Annotated in this window: 20 protein-coding genes and 1 pseudogene; 7 read left to right on the plus strand and 14 right to left on the minus strand. The window is 70.9% G+C overall.

The genetic code is table 11. The features are described from left to right. Positions 1-58 precede the first annotated feature (58 nt). From QF030_RS06690 to QF030_RS06745, 12 genes and pseudogenes are all read right to left on the minus strand, one after another. Positions 59-997: a glutaminase gene (locus QF030_RS06690; protein WP_307161720.1), complete on the minus strand. Its 939-nt coding sequence runs from the start codon at positions 995-997 to the stop codon at positions 59-61. A gap of 313 nt (positions 998-1,310) precedes the next feature. Then, positions 1,311-2,327 (minus strand): asparaginase, encoded by a 1,017-nt coding sequence (locus QF030_RS06695; protein ID WP_307161721.1) that lies wholly within the window; start codon positions 2,325-2,327, stop codon positions 1,311-1,313. Positions 2,328-2,371: 44 nt separating this feature from the next. Further along, positions 2,372-2,563 (minus strand): annotated as a pseudogene (locus tag QF030_RS06700) (amino acid permease); the annotation flags it as partial. Continuing rightward, positions 2,539-3,207, minus strand: coding sequence for a FadR/GntR family transcriptional regulator (locus QF030_RS06705; protein WP_307167490.1), 669 nt, complete (start codon positions 3,205-3,207; stop codon positions 2,539-2,541). The gene QF030_RS06705 and the pseudogene QF030_RS06700, both read right to left, overlap by 25 nt. A 216-nt stretch (positions 3,208-3,423) precedes the next feature. Continuing rightward, positions 3,424-4,260, minus strand: coding sequence for an undecaprenyl-diphosphate phosphatase (locus QF030_RS06710; protein WP_307161722.1), 837 nt, complete (start codon positions 4,258-4,260; stop codon positions 3,424-3,426). A 94-nt stretch (positions 4,261-4,354) separates the two neighbouring features. Further along, positions 4,355-4,720 carry a fluoride efflux transporter CrcB gene (crcB, locus tag QF030_RS06715; RefSeq protein WP_307161723.1) on the minus strand — a complete coding sequence of 122 codons (366 nt, stop codon included), beginning with the start codon at positions 4,718-4,720 and terminating at the stop codon, positions 4,355-4,357. Then, complete coding sequence (locus QF030_RS06720) at positions 4,717-5,109, minus strand: DUF190 domain-containing protein (protein ID WP_307161724.1); 393 nt, start codon at positions 5,107-5,109, stop codon at positions 4,717-4,719. Before QF030_RS06720 ends, crcB (QF030_RS06715) begins: the two co-directional genes overlap by 4 nt. After that, positions 5,106-5,561: a fluoride efflux transporter CrcB gene (gene crcB / locus QF030_RS06725; RefSeq protein WP_307161725.1), complete on the minus strand. Its 456-nt coding sequence runs from the start codon at positions 5,559-5,561 to the stop codon at positions 5,106-5,108. The genes QF030_RS06720 and crcB (QF030_RS06725) overlap by 4 nt, the downstream gene beginning before the upstream one ends. Before the next feature lie 80 nt (positions 5,562-5,641). Continuing rightward, on the minus strand, positions 5,642-6,610 hold the full coding sequence (locus tag QF030_RS06730) for an SMP-30/gluconolactonase/LRE family protein (RefSeq protein WP_307161726.1): 969 nt from the start codon (positions 6,608-6,610) through the stop codon (positions 5,642-5,644). A gap of 134 nt (positions 6,611-6,744) precedes the next feature. Further along, the gene (locus QF030_RS06735) at positions 6,745-7,032 is read right to left on the minus strand and encodes an ArsR family transcriptional regulator (RefSeq protein WP_307161727.1); all 288 of its coding nucleotides are present in this window, start codon (positions 7,030-7,032) and stop codon (positions 6,745-6,747) included. A 210-nt stretch (positions 7,033-7,242) separates the two neighbouring features. Then, complete coding sequence (locus tag QF030_RS06740; protein WP_307161728.1) at positions 7,243-8,811, minus strand: glycoside hydrolase family 53 protein; 1,569 nt, start codon at positions 8,809-8,811, stop codon at positions 7,243-7,245. Between the two features lie 103 nt (positions 8,812-8,914). Next, positions 8,915-10,936: a beta-galactosidase gene (locus QF030_RS06745; protein ID WP_307161729.1), complete on the minus strand. Its 2,022-nt coding sequence runs from the start codon at positions 10,934-10,936 to the stop codon at positions 8,915-8,917. Between the two features lie 229 nt (positions 10,937-11,165). Between QF030_RS06745 and QF030_RS06750 the strand changes: the two genes are divergently transcribed. The 6 genes from QF030_RS06750 to QF030_RS06775 all read left to right on the plus strand — a co-directional run bounded on the left by QF030_RS06750 (position 11,166) and on the right by QF030_RS06775 (position 16,314). Beyond that, positions 11,166-12,494: an ABC transporter substrate-binding protein gene (locus QF030_RS06750; protein WP_307161730.1), complete on the plus strand. Its 1,329-nt coding sequence runs from the start codon at positions 11,166-11,168 to the stop codon at positions 12,492-12,494. Then, on the plus strand, positions 12,491-13,426 hold the full coding sequence (locus QF030_RS06755) for a carbohydrate ABC transporter permease (RefSeq protein ID WP_307161731.1): 936 nt from the start codon (positions 12,491-12,493) through the stop codon (positions 13,424-13,426). The genes QF030_RS06750 and QF030_RS06755 overlap by 4 nt, the downstream gene beginning before the upstream one ends. Further along, the gene (locus QF030_RS06760; protein ID WP_307161732.1) at positions 13,423-14,328 is read left to right on the plus strand and encodes a carbohydrate ABC transporter permease; all 906 of its coding nucleotides are present in this window, start codon (positions 13,423-13,425) and stop codon (positions 14,326-14,328) included. Before QF030_RS06755 ends, QF030_RS06760 begins: the two co-directional genes overlap by 4 nt. Next, entirely contained in the window at positions 14,325-15,359 is a 1,035-nt protein-coding gene (locus QF030_RS06765; protein ID WP_307161733.1) for a LacI family DNA-binding transcriptional regulator, read from the plus strand. Before QF030_RS06760 ends, QF030_RS06765 begins: the two co-directional genes overlap by 4 nt. A gap of 127 nt (positions 15,360-15,486) precedes the next feature. Beyond that, entirely contained in the window at positions 15,487-15,837 is a 351-nt protein-coding gene (locus QF030_RS06770; protein WP_307161734.1) for a VOC family protein, read from the plus strand. Between the two features lie 84 nt (positions 15,838-15,921). Then, complete coding sequence (locus tag QF030_RS06775) at positions 15,922-16,314, plus strand: MarR family winged helix-turn-helix transcriptional regulator (RefSeq protein WP_307161735.1); 393 nt, start codon at positions 15,922-15,924, stop codon at positions 16,312-16,314. Between the two features lie 65 nt (positions 16,315-16,379). Here QF030_RS06775 and QF030_RS06780 read toward each other — a convergent pair whose 3' ends face one another. Further along, positions 16,380-16,778 (minus strand): SseB family protein, encoded by a 399-nt coding sequence (locus QF030_RS06780; RefSeq protein ID WP_307161736.1) that lies wholly within the window; start codon positions 16,776-16,778, stop codon positions 16,380-16,382. A 451-nt stretch (positions 16,779-17,229) separates the two neighbouring features. Between QF030_RS06780 and QF030_RS06785 the strand changes: the two genes are divergently transcribed. After that, positions 17,230-18,675, plus strand: a complete 1,446-nt coding sequence (locus QF030_RS06785; protein WP_307161737.1) for a glyceraldehyde-3-phosphate dehydrogenase — start codon at positions 17,230-17,232, stop codon at positions 18,673-18,675. A gap of 57 nt (positions 18,676-18,732) precedes the next feature. On the opposite strand, the gene gndA is transcribed toward QF030_RS06785, so the two are convergent. Next, entirely contained in the window at positions 18,733-20,172 is a 1,440-nt protein-coding gene (gndA, locus tag QF030_RS06790; protein WP_307161738.1) for an NADP-dependent phosphogluconate dehydrogenase, read from the minus strand. Positions 20,173-20,186: the final 14 nt, after the last annotated feature.

The raw sequence follows: 20,186 nt of genomic DNA on the forward strand, positions 1-20,186 counted from the left end.
GCGCCTTCCTGGCGGCGGCCTGCGCGTGACCGGCCGGTGCGCTCGTGGGCCCGGCAGCTCAGAACACCGACAGGCCGGTCAGGGTCGTGAACCGGTCCAGGGCGGCCACTCCCGCCACCGAGTTGCCGCGTTCGTCCAGGCCCGGGCTCCATACGCACAGCGTGCAGCGGCCCGGTACGACGGCCATGATGCCGCCGCCCACGCCGCTCTTGCCGGGCAGGCCGACCCGGTAGGCGAAGTCGCCGGCCGCGTCGTAGGTGCCGCAGGTCAGCATCACCGCGTTGACCTGCTTGGCCTGGCTGCGGGTGAGCAGCCGGGTGCCGTCGGCGCGGACGCCGTGCCGGGCGAGGAAGCCGGTGGCCAGGGCGAGGTCGGCGCAGGAGGCGGTGAGGGAGCACTGCCGGAAGTACTGGTCGAGGAGGACCGGCACGGCGTTGCCGATGTTGCCGTAGGACGCCATGAAATGGGCGAGGGCGGCATTGCGGTCGCCGTGCTGGGCCTCGGAGGCGGCGACCTCCTCGTCGAAGCCGAGCGCGGGGTTGCCGCTCTCCGCGCGCAGGAAGGCGAGGAGTTCGCCCGCCGCGTCCCCCGTACGGGTCTGGAGCCGGTCGGTGACCACCAGCGCGCCCGCGTTGATGAAGGGATTGCGCGGGATGCCGTTCTCGTACTCCAGCTGGACCAGGGAGTTGAAGGGGTTGCCCGAGGGCTCGCGGCCCACGTGCTCCCAGAGTTCGTCGCCCTCGCGGGCCAGGTCCAGGGCGAGGGTGAAGACCTTGGTGAGGGACTGTGTGGAGAACGGCTCCCGCCAGTCCCCCACGCCGTAGACCGTGCCGTCCGGTTCCGCCACGGCCATGCCGAAGCGGCGCGGGTCGCAGGCCGCGAGCGCCGGGATGTAGTCGGCGGGGCGGCCCCGGCCGGGGGTCCGCGCCATCTCCTCGGCGATGCGGTCCAGGACCGGCTGGAAGGCACGGGACGACGTCGTGGTCATGATCGCCATTGTGCCCCGCACCGGGCCTGGCGCGCCGGGCCTGGCCCGCCGTGGTCGGTGCGGGATGCCGGACGGGGGCGCCTGACCAGGGGTGCCGGCCAGGCGGTGCCGGACGGCGCAGGACGGACGGGGGGTGCGCCGCTGGCCGCCACGACCGGCCGGGCGCGTGGGTCCGGCGACCGTCCGAGAGGCGTCGTCGACGCCTGCCGGTCCGCCGGCCCGGCGCGCGACCTGCCCGGCACGTGCGGCGGGGCCGACAGCGGTCCGGGAGCCCCTCCGGTGACCGCGCGGGCTGCGCGGTCACATCCGTCGCCGGTGTCCGTCAGGCGCAGGCACGCACGGTGACCGGGTCCAGCGCGCGGACCGGGCGGACGCAGCCGACCGGTGCGCCGCCGCCGAGGAGGGTTTCGCCCGCGAACTCGGTGAGCAGGGCGGGGTCCACACCGGCGCGGACGAGGGCGGCCGCGGTGACCGGGACGCGGGCTCGGTTCGCGCCGTCGGAGATCTTGACGGCGACGGCTCGGCCGTCCGGCAGCGCGGCGACCTCGACGCCCTCGAAGCCGTCCTTCGCCAGCAGGCCGGGGACCGCCCGCATCAGCGCGGCGACGTCCCGGCCGGAGCCGGAGGCCATCTCGGCGTGCTCGCGCATCGCGTCGGCCACCCGCGCCTCGGGGGTACCGGGCGCGGAGGCGGTGACCCGGGCGGCGGCCCGGGCGAGGCCGTGCAGGGAGACCGAGAACAGCGGGGCGCCGCATCCGTCGACGGTGACCCGTGCGATCCGCTGACCGGTGAGGTCCTCGACGATCTCGGCGATCGCCTGCTGGAGCGGGTGCTTCGGGTCGAGGTAGTCGTCCAGGGACCAGCCGTTGAGCGTGCAGGTGTAGAGCATGGCCGCGTGCTTGCCGGAACAGTTCTGGGCCAGGCGGTCGGGCGCGCGGCCCTCCCGTATCCAGGCGTCGCGGACCGCCGGGTCGTACGGCAGGTCCGTGACGTTGCGCAGCTCGTCCTGCGAGACGCCCGCCAGTTCGAGGATCCGCCGGGTCCCGGCGAGGTGGCGTTCCTCGCCGGAGTGGCTGGCCGCGGCGAGGGAGAGCAGCTCGCCGTCGAGCGGCAGCCCGGCCCGGACCATCGCGACGGCCTGGACGGGCTTGAGCGCCGAGCGGGGGTAGAAGGCGGCCTCGACGTCGCCGAGCTGGAGCTCGATCTCGCCGCCCGCGCCGAGGACGACGACGGAGCCGTAGTGGATGCCCTCGGTCGCCCCTGCGCGGACGAGGTGGGCGACAGGGGTGTGGAGGGGTTCGCGGATCGCGGGAGCGTCGGCGAGGGAGCTGCTATACATCACTGCCTGCATCACTGGTGGGTGGTCGGCGGCCGGCGACGGGGTCACGCGTCGGCCCTGGACGAGGTGTGGGTGAGGGCGAGGTCGCGGCGGATGGCGTACCACCCGGCGACCAGCGCCGTGACGGTCGGCGGCAGGCGCAGCACGGTGGTGCGTCCGGCGCGGCCGTCGGCGTACACGAGGACCAGGACGGAGGCGAGGAGGAACAGCGTCACGAGTCCGGTCCGGGGACAGCCGTGCGCGGGGCGCGCACGATGTCGGTGAGGGTCGTCTCGACACGGTCCAGGTGGTGGCTCATGGCCTCCACCGCGTCGGGCCCGGAACCGTCGATCAGCGCCTCGACGATCGCCCGGTGCTCGCGGTCGGACTGCTCACGCCGTCCGCCCAGCTCGTTGAGGAAGGCCGACTGACGCGCCAGTGCGTCCCGGATCTCCTCGATGACCCGGCGGAACACCGGGTTCTGGGCGGCCTCGGCGACGGTCAGGTGGAACAGGGTGTCCATCGCGACCCACGCGGTGGTGTCCGTCTCCCGCTCCATGCGGTCGAGCAGATGCGCCAGCCGGTCCAGGTTCTCCGGGGTGCGGCGCAGCGCCGCGTAGCCGGCGACCGGGATCTCGACGTGCCGGCGCACCTCCAGCAGGTCGCTGGCCGCGTAGTCGCCGAAGGTGGGGTCCTCCACGGTGTTCGCGATCACAAAGGTGCCTTTGCCCGTCTTGGCGACGGTCAGGCCCATCGTCTGCAGGGCGCGTAGGGCTTCCCGCAGGACGGGGCGGGAGACCTCGAGGGTCCGGCAGAGCTCCGCCTCGGAAGGGAGCTTGTCACCGATGGCGTAGCGGCCTTGCTCGATGGCGCCGCGGAGGTGGGTGAGCACCGCTTCCATCGCGCTGACGCGACGCGGCCCCGCACCACCTGTCTGGCTGTCTGACAGGTTCACGGTAGCGATACTCCGGGTGGCGGGCCGCCGCTGTCAAGACGCCTGGTGAAACGCGGATCTCAAGGGCGGGGAGTCTGAATGGCGCCTGCCCGCCCCTGAGGAAGTTCGCGAGGGAATTCTCCGACCGGCCACTGCCGGCCACCGGCCGGCAGCCAAGGCCGGTCAGCTGTCGAGCACCCCGGCGGCCAGCAGGCCGAACAGCGCCACACCCACGACGAGCCGGTAGACGACGAAGGCGTTGAAGGAGTGCTTGGCGACGAACTTCAGCAGCCAGGCGATGGAGGCGTAGGCGACCACGAAGGACACCACCGTGCCGACGGCCAGGGGCGCCGCGCCCGCCCCCGTGCCCAGGGCGTCCTTCAGCTCGTAGATCCCGGCGCCGGTCAGGGCGGGGATGCCGAGGAAGAAGGACAGCCGGGTGGCGGCCACCCGGTCCAGGTCGAGCATGAGCGCGGTGGACATGGTGGCGCCGGAGCGGGAGAAGCCGGGGAAGAGCAGCGCGAGGATCTGGGAGCTGCCGACCAGCATCGCGTCCTTGAACGAGGTGTCGTCCTCGCCGCGCTTGTGGCGGCCCATCTGGTCGGCCGCCCACATCACGCCGCTGCCGACGATCAGCGAGCCGGCGACCACCCACAGCGAGGCCAGCGGCCCCTCGATGAGCGGCTTGGCGGCGAGCCCCACGACGACGATCGGGATCGTCGCGTAGATCACCCACCAGGCGAACTTGTAGTCGTGCGAGTGACGCTCCTCACGGCTGCGCAGACCCCGGAACCAGGCCGAGACGATCCGCACGATGTCCTTGCGGAAGTACACGAGTACGGCGGCGATCGCGCCGACCTGGATGACGGCCGAGAACCCGACGACGGCGTCGTCGTCGACCGGGATGCCCATCAGGCCCTCGGTGATCTTCAGATGGCCGGTGGAGGAGACGGGGAGGAACTCGGTCACTCCCTCGACGGCTCCGAGGACGACGGCTTGGCCGACGGAGATGGCGCTCATGGAATCCAGTTCTGAGGAGACGGATCGGTCGACAGCGTTGTAGACGCTCCGGTGTCGCACCCAGTCCTATCAGGCGGCGCTCCGGCCCGAACGCCTACGACCACGCCCACTGGCCCAGGGCGACCCCGGCGGACGCGGCCCCGAGACCCGCCACCACGCTCGCGACGGCGTTGACGGCGGCGAAGAGGCCCGCGCCGGTCTCGGTCAGCCGCAGTGTCTCGTAGGAGAACGTCGAGTACGTCGTCAGCGCTCCGCAGAAGCCCGTTCCCAGGAACAACCGCAGGTCGGGACCGGCGGCGGCGGCGCCGGTCAGGACGCCGAGGACCAGGCAGCCGCCGGTGTTGACGACGAAGGTGCCCCAGGGGAGGAGCGAGTCGTGCCGGGACTGCACCGCGCGGTCGGTCAGATAGCGGAGCGGCGCGCCGATCATGCCGCCGACGACGACCACCAGCCAGTTCACAACGACTTCTTACCCCTCGTGTCCGTATCGCCCGGGGTCCCGGCCCGGTTCCCGCCTCGGCCGGCATACCGGACGACCTCGCAGGGGTCGAGGGTCACCAGGCCTTCCGTGACCAGCTCGTCGAGCTCGGGCAGGAAGGCCCGCACCCGCTCCTCGCTGTCCACGACGACGATCGCGACCGGCAGGTCCTCGCTGAGCGAGAGCAGCCGGGAGGTGTGGATCAACGAGGACGCGCCGAATCCCTCGATGCCGCGGAAGACGCTGGCGCCCGCGAGACCGGCCGCGCGGGCGCGGTGCACGATCTCCGTGTAGAGAGGCTTGCGGTGCCAGGTGTCGTTCTCGCCGACGAACACGGTCAGCCGCAGGGCCCTGCCGGTCGCTGTAGTCATCGCTGCCTCCACAGGAGAGCGCGGCGGGTCGCCGTGGCCGCGAGCCAGACCGCGAGGAGCGCCGCGCACAGGGTCGCGGCGAGGTAGGCCAGGGCCGTGCCGGGGCGGTCGTCGCCGAACAGCTTCCGGACGTCGACGGCGTACGTCGAGAAGGTGGTGAAGCCGCCCAGCACGCCGGTGCCGAAGAACGGCCGCAGCAGCCGGTGCGCCGTCCCCGCCTCGGTGATCACGACCAGGAAGACGCCGATCACCGCGCAGCCGACGACGTTCACCCAGAAGGTCGTCCAGGGGAACCCGCCCGCCCGCGTCGGCCACCAGAGGGAGGCCGCGTAGCGGGCGGCGGCACCGATCCCGCCCCCGACGGCCACGACGACGACCACCGGGAGCCGACTTGTCCCGGTCGCCCTCCGTGCCGCGCCGGTGCGGAGGTTCTCGGCCTCCTCAGCTGTCATGCCGTACGACTCCTGCCCGGGCCCGGACCGACCCGCCTCATCGGGGTGATCACGGCCGGGCACCAGCGTAACGCCGTCTCTCACTTGGTCACGGGCGCCTCGCAGACCGCGATGCCGCGCTCCCAGAGGCTGCCCAGGACCAGTCGGCCGCCGGTTTCGCAGACGCTGGTGACCATGCGGAACCCGGAGCGGCGGTGGGTGAGGTGGTGGACGATCCGGCCGTCGTCGTCGACCGCCAGCACTGCCGCGGTGCCCGACGGGCGGTACGGCGCGTTCACGGCGAGGCGGGCGGCGCGACGGCGTGCGGCGGGACCGGCGCGGTGCAGGAGGTCGAGCGGGGGGACGCGCGGACCGGCCAGCGCCACCCAGACCGGGCCGTCGGGCGCGCCGCGCCACAGGTTGTCCGGGAACCCCGGCAACTGCTCGACCAGGGGCTCGGCCCGGCCGGCCCGGGGGCCGGTGAGCCGGTAGCGGGTGAGACGGCGGGCGCCGGTCTCGGCCACGATCAGGAAGGAGTCGTCGGCTGCGCGCGCGAGTCCGTTGGCGAACTGGAGGCCCTCCAGCACGACTTCCGCCTCGCGGGCGCCGGGCTCCAGGCGCAACAGGCGGCCGGTGCCGGTGTGTTCGACGATCTCGCCCATCCAGTCCCGTAAGGGATGGACCTGGCTGGACACGGTGAAGTAGACGGTGCCGTCGGGCAGCGCGACGGCATTGCTGCAGAAGCGCAGCCGCTCCCCCGCCACCGTGTCGGTCAGGACGCGGACGTTCCCGGTGCCGCCGTCGGGGTCGACGCGCAGCAGCGCGCCGTCGGCGCAGCACACCAACAGGTCGCCGTCCGGGAGGAGTTCGAGACCGAGTGGGCGGCCGCCGATCTCGGCGATGTGCTCGACACGGGCCGCTGGCGGGTCGTCCAGACCGTCGACGCGCAGGATCCGTCCGTCCGACACCCCGGTCAGTACCCGCCCTCTGGTGTCGGCGACCACGTCCTCGGGGCCGTGCCCGGGAAGAGTGATGTACCTGAGGGGGACGAGAGGCGTCCGACGGTCCATAGGGGCCGCCCTTCCTTGAGGAGGCGGCCATCCTCGCAGGCGGGCACGGTGTCGAAAGGTCGTGGCCGTGGTCCTTTGCCGGGCCTTTCCGGAGGGTGGACCCTCCGTCCTCTACCGCCCCTCGCCGAAATCCTCTACCACCCCTTCTCGAACATCCGCGCCACTTCGGCGATGCGCATCTCGTCGCGCCGGTAGTAGGTACGGCGCCTGATCCGCTTGGCGCGCAGCAGACCGACGCCGGCGAGCAGGGCGAGGTGCGTGCCGGCCGCCTGGCGGCACACGCCCAGCTTCGCCGCGACGACGTCCGCCGTGACGCCGTCCTCGACGAGGTCGCCGTGCCGCTGCGGCGGGAAGTGCCGGGCCGGCTCCTTCAGCCACTCCAGGATGTCCAGTCGCCTCTCGCTCACGGGAGTCCTCAGCATCGTCGTCCCCTCCGTCCCGGTGGTCGGGGCTCCCCCGGTACCGCGTCGTCCCACTGTTCCGCAGCCGGGGCCACCGTGTCCCGTACTCCGCGAGCCTTGGCCAGGATCGAACACCTCTGTCACGCAAGGGTGTTCGGATGAACGGCCGAAGACGGGCGGGGGCCCGGCCGCGCGGTGCGGCCGGACCCCGCCCGGGGAGAGGAGCGCGGATCAGCGGTGGCTGAACCACGACATGGAGGACAGGGCCTTGTCGTCGTAGCCGAACAGGGCCTGGTTCTCCCAGCCGTTGCCGGAGCCGGCGTCCGTCGGGTCCCAGCCGTTGCCGGTGACGGCGGTCCAGGTGGACTCCCAGTAGAAGACGCCGAGGCCGCGGCCGTTCGGGACGGCCTCCACGATGCTCGCCACGTCGTTCATCCACCGGGTCTGGCCGGCGACGGAGGCCGGATAGCCGGACACCAGCTCGCTCGAGAGGTCGATGATGTTCTCGTGCGAGTCCTCGCTGTCCAGCCGGAAGGGGTACGCCGTCTCGGCGACGAAGACCGGCTTGGAGTAGCGGGCGGCGGCGTCGTCGAGGGTGGTCTGGAAGTCGGCGAGCGTGCCGTGCCAGTACCCGTAGTACGACAGACCGATGACGTCGAACCTCACCCCGTTGGAGACGGCGTTGTCGAACCACCAGCGGGTGCCGGCCAGGTCCCCGCCCTTGGCGAGGTGCAGCGCCACGGTGGTGCCGGAGTTGACGGCCTTGACCGCGTCGTAGCCGGAGTTGAGCAGTCCGGCGAGCTGCGACCAGTTGTCGGTGGAACCGGCGGACCACAGCATGCCGCCGTTGATCTCGTTGCCGACCTGCACCATGTCCGCGGTGGTGCCCTGTGCCTTGAGGGCGTTGAGGACGTCGTAGGTGTGGTTGTAGACGTCCGTCTTCAGCTGGCTGTAGGAGTGCCCGGCCCACGCGGCGGGCACGGTCTGCGCCCCCGGGTCGGCCCAGATGTCCGAGTAGTGGAAGTCCACCAGGAGTTTCGTGCCCTGCGCCTTGATGCGCTTGGCCGCCGCCAGGACCCGCGCCTTGTTGTTGTAGCCGTCGGCGGGGTTCACCCAGACCTTCAGGCGCGCGTAGTTCTGTCCGGCGTTCTTCAGGACGGCGAGCGCGTCCTGGGTGGTCCCGGAACTGTTCTTGTAGACGCCGCCGAGCGCTTCGCTCTTGATGAGCGACGACACGTCCGAGCCCTTGATGCTCAGGCCGCTGGAGCCCGACGCGAAGGTCAGGTCGTCGACGTTGATCCAGTTCCCGGCGTTGGCGTCGGAGTTGACGCTGACGGTGCACTGGTTGTTCGTCACCGCGATGGAGGTGACGATGCGGATCCAGCCGCTCGGGGAGACCGGGATGGCGGTGCGCTGCTCGGCGCTGCCGCAGTTCTTCAGGGCCAGGTACGCGGAGTTCTGGCCGCCGCCGGAGCGCACCCAGGCGGTGAGCTTGTAGTTGCCGTTGGTGAGCCCGGACAGGTACTGGTACGTCTCGACCTTGTAGGCGGAGGCCGAGTAGTGCGAGAGACGGTAACTGCCCGTGTGACCGCCGGACTCGGTGAAGGAGGCGGAGTTCTGCCCGGCCGCCGAGTACGTCGACCAGCCGGCCGGTGTCGCGGTGCCGGCGCCGCCGGTCTCGAAGCCGGCGTTGGTGAGCGTGGTGGCCGCCTGCGCTGTCTGCGCGGGCAGGGCGGTGAGGGCGAGCCCGGCGGCAAGCGGCAGCAGGAGGGCTCTGAGTGTGCGTCTGGGATGGAACATCGTCGTCCGTCGTCCCTTCGACGTGATGGATGGGTTTCCCTCGTGCGGTGAGGGACCCCCTCCGCCCGCGGCTCGCGGCTCCACGGGCGAAGGGGGAGTCGGCTCAGCCGTCGAGTCGCACGACCCGTACGGCTCCCGCCGGGACCGCGAGGCGGCCGGCGGCGCGTTCGCCCGTCAGCAGTTCGGTGCCGGGAGTCTCCAGCGGCACCTTGGCGTCGGTCGCGGTGTGGTTGATCGCGAAGAGATAGCTGCCCGTCTCGCCGGAGCGGCGCACCACCTCCACGTCGTACGGCAGGTCGGCGCGCGGGGCGATCGCCGCGTCCTCGGCGGCCCGGCCGAGCAGCGCCTCCAGGCCGTCGTGGCCGAGGCGGGTGGAGACGTACCAGGCGGTGCCCTCGCCGAGCCGGTGCCGGGTGACGGCGGGGTGGCCGGCGGTGAGGCCGTCGGCGTAGGTCCAGACGGTCTCGGCGCCGCGCGGCACCACGAACTCCGTCCACACGTCGCCGGCGAGTTCACCGGCGTCGGGACCGGTGACGCGCACGCTCTCCCCCTGGAGCAGCGGCGAGAACTCCTCGACGGTCAGGCCCAGTACGTCACGGAGCGCGCCGGGGTAGGCGCCCTCGTGGACGGCGTCGTGCTCGTCGACGATGCCGGAGAAGTACGACACCACGAGCGTGCCGCCGTTCGCGACGTAGTCCCGGAGGTTGTTCCCGGCCGCCTCCGTCATCAGGTACAGGGCGGGCACCACGACCATCGGGTACGGCGAGAGGTCGGCCTCGGGGTGGGCGAAGTCGACGGTGAGGTGGCGGTCGTAGAGGGCCTCGTAGAAGGCGTCGGCGCGCTCGCGCGGATCAGCGTCCTCGCTGGGCCGCCAGGCGAGGTTCTGCGCCCACCAGGAGTGCCAGTCCCACAGGACCGCCACGTCGGCCTCGGTGCGGGTGCCGCGGACGGCGCCGAGCGAGTCGAGGGAGGCGCCCAGCTCGACGACCTCGCGCCACACACGGGTGTCGGTGCCGCCGTGCGGGACCATCGCCGAGTGAAACTTCTCGGCGCCGCGCCGGGACTGCCGCCACTGGAAGAACATCGCGCCCTCGGAACCGCGGGCCACGTGGCCGAGGGAGTTGCGGGCCATCTGGCCGGGGGCCTTGGCGGGGTTGCGCGGCTGCCAGTTGACGCCCGAGGTCGAGTGCTCCAGGAGAATCCAGGGGGCGCCGCCCGCGACGGAGCGGGTGAGGTCGGCGGCCATCGCGAGGTTGACGTGGGTGCGGCGGCCGTCGGTGATCAGGTAGTGGTCGTTGGTGACGATGTCGACCTCGCGGCCCCAGGCCCAGTAGTCGACCGAGTCGCACTGGCTGAGGGCGGTCATGAAGTTGGTCGTCACCGGGAGGCCGGGCGCGAGACGGTGCAGGATGTCCCGCTCCGCGCGGAAGTTCTCGCGCATGGTGGCGTCGGCGAACCGCCGGTAGTCCAGGGCCTGCCCGGGGTTGCCGACGGTCGGGGTGGCGCGCGGCGGGTCGATGTCCCCGAAGCTCGCGTAGCGCTGGCCCCAGAAGGCGGTGCCCCAGGCTTCGTTGACGGCGTCGACCGTGCCGTACGTCGTCTCCAGCCAGTGGCGGAAGTGGGCGGCGCAGGAGTCGCAGTAGCAAGCCGAGACGGGGACGCCGTACTCGTTGTGCACGTGCCACATCGCCAGCGCCGGGTGGTCGCCGTACCGCTCGGCGAGGCGCGTGGTGATGTTCGCCGCGGCCGCGCGGTAGTCCGCGTTGCTGTGGCATATCGCGGCGCGGGAGCCGAACGCGTAGCGCACGCCTTCAGGGGTCACGGGCAGCGCTTCGGGGTGCTCGCGGTAGAACCAGACCGGCGGCGCCACGGTGGGGGTGCCCAGGTCGACGCGGATGCCGTTGTCGTGCAGCAGGCCGATCACGCGGTCCAGCCAGCCGAAGTCGTACTCCCCGCGCGAGGGCTCCAGCAGGGCCCAGGAGAAGATCCCGACGCTCACCATGGTGACGCCGGCCTCGCGCATCAGCCGGACGTCGTCCTGCCAGACGCTTTCCGGCCACTGCTCGGGGTTGTAGTCCCCCCCGAAGGCGAGCCTGGTGAGGCCCTTGGGGCTGGTCTCCGGCATGGATCTTCTCCCGTTTAATCGATCATTTGGGAACGTGCACACACGGTGGCGGCGTTCGGAGCCCAACATAACCGCACAGCAACAACCATTGACAAGTGTCCGGGATGTTTCTCTACTGTGAACGCTCACAGACAGCAGGGCGACTCCTCGCGACGGGCGGGGAGCCCGCCCATGCGATCGCATGGCAGGTTCTCGCACCGGGCGAGAACCCAGGTCAGGGGAGAGATCCATGCCCAACACGAAGCGCCGGCGGCTCTTTGTCAGAGGTGCGGCTGCCACCATCGCCGTCGCCCTCGGCGCCACCGCACTCGCCGCCTGCGGCTCGTCCGACGAGGACAGCGCCGAGTCCGGTCCGGTCTCGCTCACGTACTGGACGTGGACGCCCGGCATGGACAAGGTCGTGGACCTGTGGAACAAGGGCCAGGGCAAGAAGGACCAGATCACCGTCACGGTGAAGAAGCAGGCGTCCGGCGACACGCTGGTCACCAAGATCCTCACCGCGCACAAGGCCGGCAAGGCCCCCGACCTGGTCCAGGCCGAGTACCAGGCGCTGCCGACACTGGTCAGCAACGACGCGCTGGCGGACATAGCCAAGAACGTCGGCGACGCGAAGAGCAAGTTCGCCGACGGTGTCTGGCAGCAGACCACGCTGGGCACGGACGCCGTCTACGCGGTGCCGCAGGACATCGGCCCGATGATGTTCTACTACCGCGCGGACCTCTTCAAGCAGTACGGCCTGACGGTCCCGACGACCTGGGAGCAGTTCGCGGCGACCGCCCGCGCGCTGAAGGAGAAGGCTCCGGACACGGACCTCACGACCTTCTCCGCCAACGACTCCGGTCTCTTCGCGGGCCTCGCCCAGCAGGCCGGCGCCAAGTGGTGGACCACCTCCGGCGACAAGTGGAACGTCGGCATCAACGACGCCGCCACGAAGAAGGTCGCCGACTTCTGGGGCGGCCTCGTCAAGGAGGGCGCCATCGACAACCAGCCGATGTACACGCCGGCCTGGAACAAGGCGCTCAACACCGGCAAGCAGATCGCCTGGGTCTCCGCCGTGTGGGCCCCGGGCACCCTGACCACCGCCGCGCCCGACACCAAGGGCAAGTGGGCCATGGCCCCGCTCCCGCAGTGGTCGAACAGCGAGAACGTCACCGGCAGCTGGGGCGGATCCTCCACCGCCGTGACGACGGACTCGAAGCACAAGGAGGCCGCCGCCGAGTTCGCCGCCTGGCTGAACACCGACGGTGACGCCCTCAACGCGCTGGCCAAGGAGAGCGGCATCTACCCGGCCTCCACCTCGGCCCAGCTCAGCGGCGCCTTCACCACCCCGCCGGACTACTTCTCGAACCAGGCGGACTTCTACACCACGGCCGCCAAGATCGCGAAGACCACGGCGCCGTCGGCCTGGGGCCCGAACGTGAACGTCGCCTACACGACCTTCAAGGACGCGTTCGGCGCCGCCGCGAAGGACAAGTCGGACTTCTCCGCCGCTCTGGACAAGATGCAGGCGGACACGGTCGCCGACCTCGAGAAGCAGGGCTTCGAGGTCTCCGAGTGACGACCGCACGCCGGAGGTCGTACGGGGTCAAGGGGGCCCCGTACGCCTTCCTCCTCCCCGCGACTCTTCTCTTCGCCCTGTTCTTCGCGCTGCCCATCGGGTACGCGGTGTGGCTCAGCTTCCGCAAGGTGCGCGTCTCCGGCCTCGGCCTGGGTTCGGGCGCACGCAAGGAGGTCTGGGCCGGCCTCGGGAACTACACCGACGCCTTCACCGACAGCGAGCTGCTCGACGGCGCGCTGCGCGTCCTCGGCTACGGCTGCATCGTCGTCCCGGTGATGCTGGGCCTGGCGCTGCTGTTCGCGCTGATGCTCGACTCCGACAAGGTGCGGCTCGCGCCGTTCACCCGGCTCGCGATCTTCCTGCCGTACGCCATCCCCGGCGTGGTCGCCGCACTGCTGTGGGGCTTCCTCTACCTGCCCGACGTCAGCCCGTTCTACTTCGTGCTGGAGCGGCTGGGCATGCCGCAGCCGGATCTGCTGGACGGCGGTCCGCTGTACCTCGCCCTGTCGAACATCGCGGTCTGGGGCGGCACCGGCTTCAACATGATCGTCATCTACACCTCGTTGCAGGCCATTCCGGCCGAGGTGTACGAGGCGGCGAAGCTGGACGGCGCGACCCCGACACAGATCGCGCTGCGGATCAAGATCCCGATGGTGGCGCCCTCGCTGGTGCTGACCTTCTTCTTCTCGATCATCGCCACCCTCCAGGTGTTCAACGAGCCGACCACCCTCAAGCCGCTCACCAACTCCGTGTCCACGACCTGGAGTCCGCTGATGAAGGTGTACCGGGACGCGTTCGGCACCGGAGACATCTACCAGGCGGCCGCCGAGGCCGTGATCATCGCCTTCGCCACGCTGGTGCTCTCCTTCGGCTTCCTGCGGGCCGCGAACCGTCGCAACAAGCAGGACGCCAGTCATGAAGGGGCACGATGAGTTCTCTCGCCGTCCAGAAGGCCTCCCCGGCCACCGGTACCACGGGCGCCGCCCGGAGCCGTCCGCCGCTGCGCGGCCGGATCGCCCTGGTGCCGACGATCACGCTGCTGCTGGGGGCGCTCTACTGCCTGCTCCCGGTGGCCTGGGTGGTGATCGCGTCCACCAAGTCCGGCAGTGAGCTGTTCTCCACGTTCACGTTCCTGCCGGGCAGCGGCTTCACCGACAACGTGCACGATCTCAACGCCTACCGCGACGGCATCTACTGGCAGTGGATGGCCAACTCCGCCCTGTACGCCGTGCTCGGCGCGCTGCTGTCGACGGCTGTGTCGGCGTTCAGCGGATACGCGCTGGCGATATACCGCTTCCGGGGCCGCGAGACGCTGTTCAACGTCCTGCTGGCCGGCGTGCTCATGCCGCCGATCATCCTCGCCATCCCCCAGTACCTGCTGATGGCGAAGGCGGATCTCACGGACTCCTACTGGTCCGTGCTGCTCCCGCAGATCCTCTCGCCGTACGGCGTCTACCTCGCCCGCATCTACGCGGCCGCGGCCGTGCCGAGCGACGTGGTGGAGGCCGGCCGGATGGACGGCGCGAGCGAGTGGCGGATCTTCACCAGGGTCGCGCTCCCGATGATGGTGCCCGGCATGGTGACGGTGTTCCTCTTCCAGTTCGTGGCGATCTGGAACAACTTCCTGCTGCCCTACATCATGCTCAGCGACGACGAGAAGTTCCCGATCACCCTCGGTCTGTTCACCCTCCTCGAACAGGGCGCCAACACCCCGGCGCTCTACACGCTGGTGATCACCGGCGCGTTCCTCGCGGTGATCCCGCTGGTGGCGCTGTTCCTGGTCATTCAACGGTTCTGGAGCCTGGATCTGCTGTCCGGAGCCGTAAAGTCATGACCATGAACAATGGTGCGGGGGGCCGCCGCAGACCGCCGACCATCCACGACGTGGCGCGGGAGGCGGGCGTCTCACGGGGTACCGTCTCGCGCGTGCTCAACGGTGGACACTACGTGAGCCCCACCGCGGCCGAGGCGGTCAACGCCGCCATCCGCAGGACGGGTTACGTCGTGAACCGGCATGCCCGTTCGCTGATCACCGGCCGTTCCGACTCGGTGGGTTTCCTGCTGACGGAGCCCCAGGAGCGGTTCTTCGAGGACCCCAACTTCAATGTCCTGCTGCGCGGTTGCACGCAGGCGCTGGCCGCGCACGACATCCCCCTCCTGCTGATGCTGGCCGGGACGGAGGACGAACGGCGCCGTATCACCCGCTACATCACCGCCGGGCATGTCGACGGGGTGCTGCTGGTCTCCAGCCACTCCGGGGACCCGATCGCCACGGAGCTGCGCGAGGCGGGCGTCCCGCTGGTCGCGTGCGGCAAGCCGATCGGGATCGGGTCCAAGGTGAGTTACGTGGCCGCCGACGACCGCGACGGCGCCCGCGACATGGTGCGCCATCTGCTGGCGCAGGGGCGTCGGCGGGTCGGCGTGGTCACCGGGCCACTGGACACCCCCGGTGGGGTGGAGCGGCTCGCCGGCTACCGGGAGGTGCTCGCCGAGGCGGGCGTCGACTACGACGAGCGGATCGTCGTCTCCGGTGACTACAGCCGGGCCAGCGGCGAGGCGGGCGCCGAGCGGCTGCTGGCGCAGGCACCGGACCTCGACGCGGTGTTCGTCGCGTCCGACCTGATGGCCCAGGGCGTGCTGACGGCGCTGCACCGGGCCGGCCGGCGGGTGCCCGAGGACGTCGCGGTCGGCGGCTTCGACGACTCCCCGGCCGCGACCGCGGCCAGCCCCTCACTGACCACCATCCGGCAGCCCTGGGACCGGATCAGCAGCGAGATGGTCCGGGTGCTGCTCGCCCAGATCGGGGGCGAGGACCCGGCGGCGGTGATCCTGCCGACGGAGCTGGTGAAGCGGGAGTCGACGTAACGGAGCGGCCGTGCGCGCCGGGAACCGGTCAGGATCGGAGAAGCCGTCCACGGCTCCCCGGCCTAGCGTGAGCAGTGCGGGAACAACGGACCGTTCCCGCGCACCGCACGTCACCGAGGAGAACGCCATGAGCGCCGGATTGCAGACGATCATCTACCCCGTCAAGGACCTCGACCGGGCGAAGGCCCTGTTCGGCGCGCTCCTCGGGGTCGAGCCCTACGCCGACGAGCCGTACTACGTCGGCTACAAGGCCGCCGGGCAGGATGTGGGTCTCGACCCGAACGGGCACGGCAAGGGCATGACCGGACCGGTTCCCTACTGGCACGTCACGGATCTGCGCGAGCGGCTCGCCGCGCTGGTGGCGGCGGGGGCGGAACTGCTCCAGGACGCGCAGGACGTCGGCGGCGGCAGGCTGATCGCCTTCGTGAAGGACGCGGACGGCAACCAGGTGGGGCTGCTCCAGGACCCGGCCGCCTGAGGGCGGCCGAGGCGTGCGCCCCACGCTTGCACCCGCACTAGTTGCACGCTCAATGAATCGTCGCTTCGGTGTTACCGTGCAGGTATGGCAGCGAACACGGTCGGGGCGGGCCTCGAGGAGCGGTGGCGGGACATCCTGTCGGTGCACGCGCGCACCATGTGCGAGATCGATCGCGCACTGCATCCGCACGGCCTGGGCGCGAGCGACTTCGAGGTGCTCGACATCCTCGCGTCCGAGGCGCCCCGGGAGGGCGACCAGTGCCGGGTGCAGAACCTCGTGGGACGGGTGCACCTCAGTCAGAGCGCGCTGTCCCGCCTCATCGGCCGCCTGGAGAAAGAGGGCCTGGTCGAGCGTTCCGTCTGCGTGGAGGACCGGCGCGGGGTGTGGGTCGCCCTGACCCGCAAGGGCCGCGACCTGCACACCGAGGTGCTGCCGCTCCAGCGGGCGGTGCTGGGCCGGATGCTGGCCGGGTCCTAGACAGCCGGACCGACCGGCTCCCCCGGCCTGCGGGGGAGCCCCCACCCGGGGGAAACGTCCGCCGGTCAGCGGGCCAGCAGCGTGCGGACCCCTTCCGAGGTGAGCGTCAGCGGGTGGTCGCCGGCCGCGTCGATGGAGAGGGACAGCTCACCGGTCGGCCACTGCGCGGCGAGCGCGCCGAGGGGCACGAGGCGGTAGCGGGCGACCTCCGGCAGCAGGTCCGCCATCTCCGGTTCGGAGGTGAAGACCGGCACGACGGGCGCGCCACCGGGCTGTTCGAGGACGGGCAACGCGACCGTGGCCGGATTGGTGACGTCCTCGTCGATGGCGTCGTCGGGCACGGGCACGAGGACGTCGCAGTGCGCGAGCGTGTCCAGTGCGGCGGTGTCCTCGGTGTCCCGGGCCAACGCGTCCAGCGCCAGCGCGGCAGGGTTGTTGGTGCGGTCGTGCGCGGGTGTCTCCATGACGATCTCCCCTGGTAGCGGCAGTCCGGCCACGCGTACCCGACCGGCACTCGCTCAATCCCCCGTCGGCGCCCCGGGGGCCGATCGCCACATTCCCGGCACACATCGCGGTGATCCGTGCGATCGGCGTGGTCGGGGTGGTTCATGCGGTCCACGTGATCCAGGCATCCACATGAATCACGTGGTCCATGCAGTCATGCAGTCCATGGACTGCATGACTGCATGACTGCATGGACCACATGGAGACCGTGTAGCCAAGTAGCCCCCGTGTTCCAGGTGGCTGCACGGGACGTGGCTGCACGGAACATGGCCGCGCCACCCCATGCCCGCCGGTCCCACGCTCCGGGAAGCGGTCCGCGAACGACGTGCACAGCTGAGCGCGGGCCCGCTTGAATGATCGAATGACCGGAGGGTTAGCATATGAGCGCCACCTAGCTCGAAAGATAGGCCCGTGACGCTCAACGACGATTCGTTCACCAACTGGAAGAACCGCGAGGAGATCGCGGAGTCGATGATCCCGATGATCGGGAAGCTGCACCGCGAGCGGGACGTGACCGTCCTGCTGCACAGCCGCTCCCTGGTGAACAAGTCGGTGGTCAGCATCCTCAAGACCCACCGGTTCGCCCGCCAGATCGCGGGCGAGGAGCTCTCGGTCACCGAGACGCTGCCGTTCCTCGAGACCCTCGTCGCACTCGACCTGGGCCCGTCGCAGATCGACATCGGCATGCTCGCCGCGACCTACCGCGCCGACCACCGGGGTCTGTCGGTGGCGGAGTTCACCGCCGAGGCCGTGGCCGGCGCCACCGGTGCGAACAAGATCGAGCGGCGCGAACCGCGCGACGTCGTCCTGTACGGCTTCGGCCGCATCGGCCGGCTCGTCGCCCGTCTGCTCATCGAGAAGTCCGGCTCCGGCAACGGCCTGCGACTGCGCGCCATCGTGGTGCGCGGCGGCGGCGACCAGGATCTCGTCAAGCGCGCGTCCCTGCTGCGCCGCGACTCGGTGCACGGCCAGTTCCAGGGCACGATCACGGTCGACGAGGCCAACAACCGGATCATCGCCAACGGCAACGAGATCACGGTGATCTACGCCGACGACCCGAGCCAGGTCGACTACACGGAGTACGGCGTGCGCAACGCCATCCTCATCGACAACACCGGCAAGTGGCGCGACCGCGAGGGCCTCTCCAAGCACCTGCGACCGGGCATCGACAAGGTCGTGCTGACCGCGCCCGGCAAGGGCGACGTGCCGAACATCGTGCACGGCGTCAACCACGACACGATCAAGCCGGACGAGCAGATCCTGTCCTGCGCCTCCTGCACCACCAACGCGATCGTCCCGCCGCTGAAGGCGATGGCCGACGAGTACGGTGTGCTGCGCGGCCATGTGGAGACCGTCCACTCGTTCACCAACGACCAGAACCTGCTGGACAACTACCACAAGGCCGACCGTCGCGGCCGTTCGGCGCCGCTGAACATGGTCATCACCGAGACCGGCGCGGCCTCCGCCGTCGCCAAGGCGCTGCCCGACCTCAAGGCGCCGATCACCGGCAGCTCGATCCGGGTGCCGGTGCCGGACGTCTCGATCGCGATCCTCAGCCTGCGGCTGGGCCGGGAGACGACCCGCGCGGAGGTCCTCGATCACCTCCGCGAGGTCTCACTGACCTCGCCGCTCAAGCGCCAGATCGACTTCACCACGGCGCCGGACGCGGTCTCGATGGACTTCATCGGCTCGCGCCACTCCTCGATCATCGACGCCGGCGCCACGAAGGTCGACGGTGACAACGCGATCCTCTACCTCTGGTACGACAACGAGTTCGGCTACTCCTGCCAGGTCGTCCGTGTCGTCCAGCACGTCTCCGGGGTGGAGTACCCGACGTACCCGGCGACGGGCGTCTGAGACCGCGCGACCGAAGGAGTGGGGCGCCCTGGGCCGAGGGCGCCCCACTCCCGTGTGTCAGGCCGCCGTCTCCGGACGGTCGGCCTCGGCCCAGTGGGTGTGGAAGGCGCCGGGACGGTCGGTGCGCTCGTAGGTGTGGGCGCCGAAGTAGTCGCGCTGCCCCTGGAGAAGCGCGGCGGGCAGGCGCTCCGCGCGCAGGGTGTCGTAGTGGGCGAGCGCTGCCGAGAAGGCGGGCACGGGGATGCCACGGCGAGCCGCGGAGGCCACGGTCTCCCGCCAGGGCACCTGCGCGTCCGTGATCTCCATGGCGAACTCCATTTCGCCGAGCAGGCTGACCAGGTCCGGGTCGGTGGCGTACGCGGCGCGGATGCGGTCGAGGAACGAGGCGCGGATGATGCAGCCGCCGCGCCAGATCCGGGCGACCGCACCGAGGTCGATCTTCCAGCCGAACTCGCCGGCCGCGTCCTGGATCATCTTCCAGCCCTGGTCGTAGGCGATGACCTTCGAGGCGTACAGGGCGTGTTCGACCTGCGAGGTGAAGCGGGTGGCCTCGGTGCGGCTGAGCGGGGGCGTGGTGCCGCCGGGGAGGCCGGCGTAGGCGGCGCGCAGCGCGCTCTGACCGGAGGCGGCGCGCGAGAAGGTGGCCTGGGCGATGGCCGTGACCGGGGAGCCGAGGTCCAGGGCGGTCTGCACGGTCCAGCGGCCGGTGCCCTTCTGACCGGCGGCGTCGGCGACGACGTCGACGAACGCCAGGCCGGTGGCGGCGTCGGTGTGGGCGAGGACCTCGGCGGTGATCTCGATGAGATAGGAGCCGAGCCGGCCCTCGTTCCAGCTGCGGAAGATGTCGGCGATCTCGGACGGGGTGTAGCCGGCGACCTGGCGCAGCAGGTCGTACGCCTCGGCGATGAGCTGCATGTCGGCGTACTCGATGCCGTTGTGCACCATCTTGACGAAGTGTCCGGCGCCGTCGGTGCCGATGTGCGTGGCGCAGGGCTCGCCGCCGACCTTCGCGCTGATGGACTCGAACATGGGGCCGAGGACGTCGTACGACTCGGTCGAGCCGCCCACCATGACGGCCGGCCCGTTCAGCGCGCCCTCCTCGCCGCCGGAGACCCCGGCGCCGACGAAGTGGAGGCCGCGCTCGCGCAGGGCCTCCTCGCGGCGGCGGGTGTCGGCGTAGTGGGCGTTGCCGCCGTCGATGATCATGTCGCCGGGTTCCAGGAGCGGGGCGAACTCGTCGATGACCGCGTCGGTGACCGCGCCCGCCTGCACCATGATCATCAGTCGGCGGGGGCGTTCGAGCGCGGCCACGAAGTCAGCGGCCGACTCGGCGGGGACGAACGCGCCCTCGTGGCCGAACTCCTCGACGAGCGCGCGGGTGCGACCGGCGGAACGGTTGTGGACGGCGACGGTGTAACCGTTGCGGGCGAAGTTGCGCGCGAGGTTGCGGCCCATCACGCCGAGGCCGGTGACGCCGATGGCGGCGGTTGCGTTCACGAGGTACGTCCCTA

It is taken from the genome of Streptomyces rishiriensis (assembly GCF_030815485.1).
Taxonomy (GTDB): domain Bacteria; phylum Actinomycetota; class Actinomycetes; order Streptomycetales; family Streptomycetaceae; genus Streptomyces; species Streptomyces rishiriensis_A.

Coding starts and splice junctions, on each gene's coding strand:
- QF030_RS06735 (WP_307161727.1), bottom strand. CDS start 7,032: ATGCTGAGGACTCCCGTGAGCGAGAGGCGACTGGACATCCTGGAGTGG.
- QF030_RS06690 (WP_307161720.1), bottom strand. CDS start 997: ATGGCGATCATGACCACGACGTCGTCCCGTGCCTTCCAGCCGGTCCTG.
- QF030_RS06780 (WP_307161736.1), bottom strand. CDS start 16,778: ATGGAGACACCCGCGCACGACCGCACCAACAACCCTGCCGCGCTGGCG.
- QF030_RS06705 (WP_307167490.1), bottom strand. CDS start 3,207: ATGGAAGCGGTGCTCACCCACCTCCGCGGCGCCATCGAGCAAGGCCGC.
- QF030_RS06765 (WP_307161733.1), top strand. CDS start 14,325: ATGACCATGAACAATGGTGCGGGGGGCCGCCGCAGACCGCCGACCATC.
- QF030_RS06750 (WP_307161730.1), top strand. CDS start 11,166: ATGCCCAACACGAAGCGCCGGCGGCTCTTTGTCAGAGGTGCGGCTGCC.
- crcB (WP_307161725.1), bottom strand. CDS start 5,561: ATGACAGCTGAGGAGGCCGAGAACCTCCGCACCGGCGCGGCACGGAGG.
- QF030_RS06730 (WP_307161726.1), bottom strand. CDS start 6,610: ATGGACCGTCGGACGCCTCTCGTCCCCCTCAGGTACATCACTCTTCCC.
- QF030_RS06775 (WP_307161735.1), top strand. CDS start 15,922: ATGGCAGCGAACACGGTCGGGGCGGGCCTCGAGGAGCGGTGGCGGGAC.
- QF030_RS06710 (WP_307161722.1), bottom strand. CDS start 4,260: ATGAGCGCCATCTCCGTCGGCCAAGCCGTCGTCCTCGGAGCCGTCGAG.
- QF030_RS06720 (WP_307161724.1), bottom strand. CDS start 5,109: ATGACTACAGCGACCGGCAGGGCCCTGCGGCTGACCGTGTTCGTCGGC.
- QF030_RS06695 (WP_307161721.1), bottom strand. CDS start 2,327: ATGTATAGCAGCTCCCTCGCCGACGCTCCCGCGATCCGCGAACCCCTC.
- QF030_RS06745 (WP_307161729.1), bottom strand. CDS start 10,936: ATGCCGGAGACCAGCCCCAAGGGCCTCACCAGGCTCGCCTTCGGGGGG.
- QF030_RS06770 (WP_307161734.1), top strand. CDS start 15,487: ATGAGCGCCGGATTGCAGACGATCATCTACCCCGTCAAGGACCTCGAC.
- QF030_RS06760 (WP_307161732.1), top strand. CDS start 13,423: ATGAGTTCTCTCGCCGTCCAGAAGGCCTCCCCGGCCACCGGTACCACG.
- QF030_RS06740 (WP_307161728.1), bottom strand. CDS start 8,811: ATGTTCCATCCCAGACGCACACTCAGAGCCCTCCTGCTGCCGCTTGCC.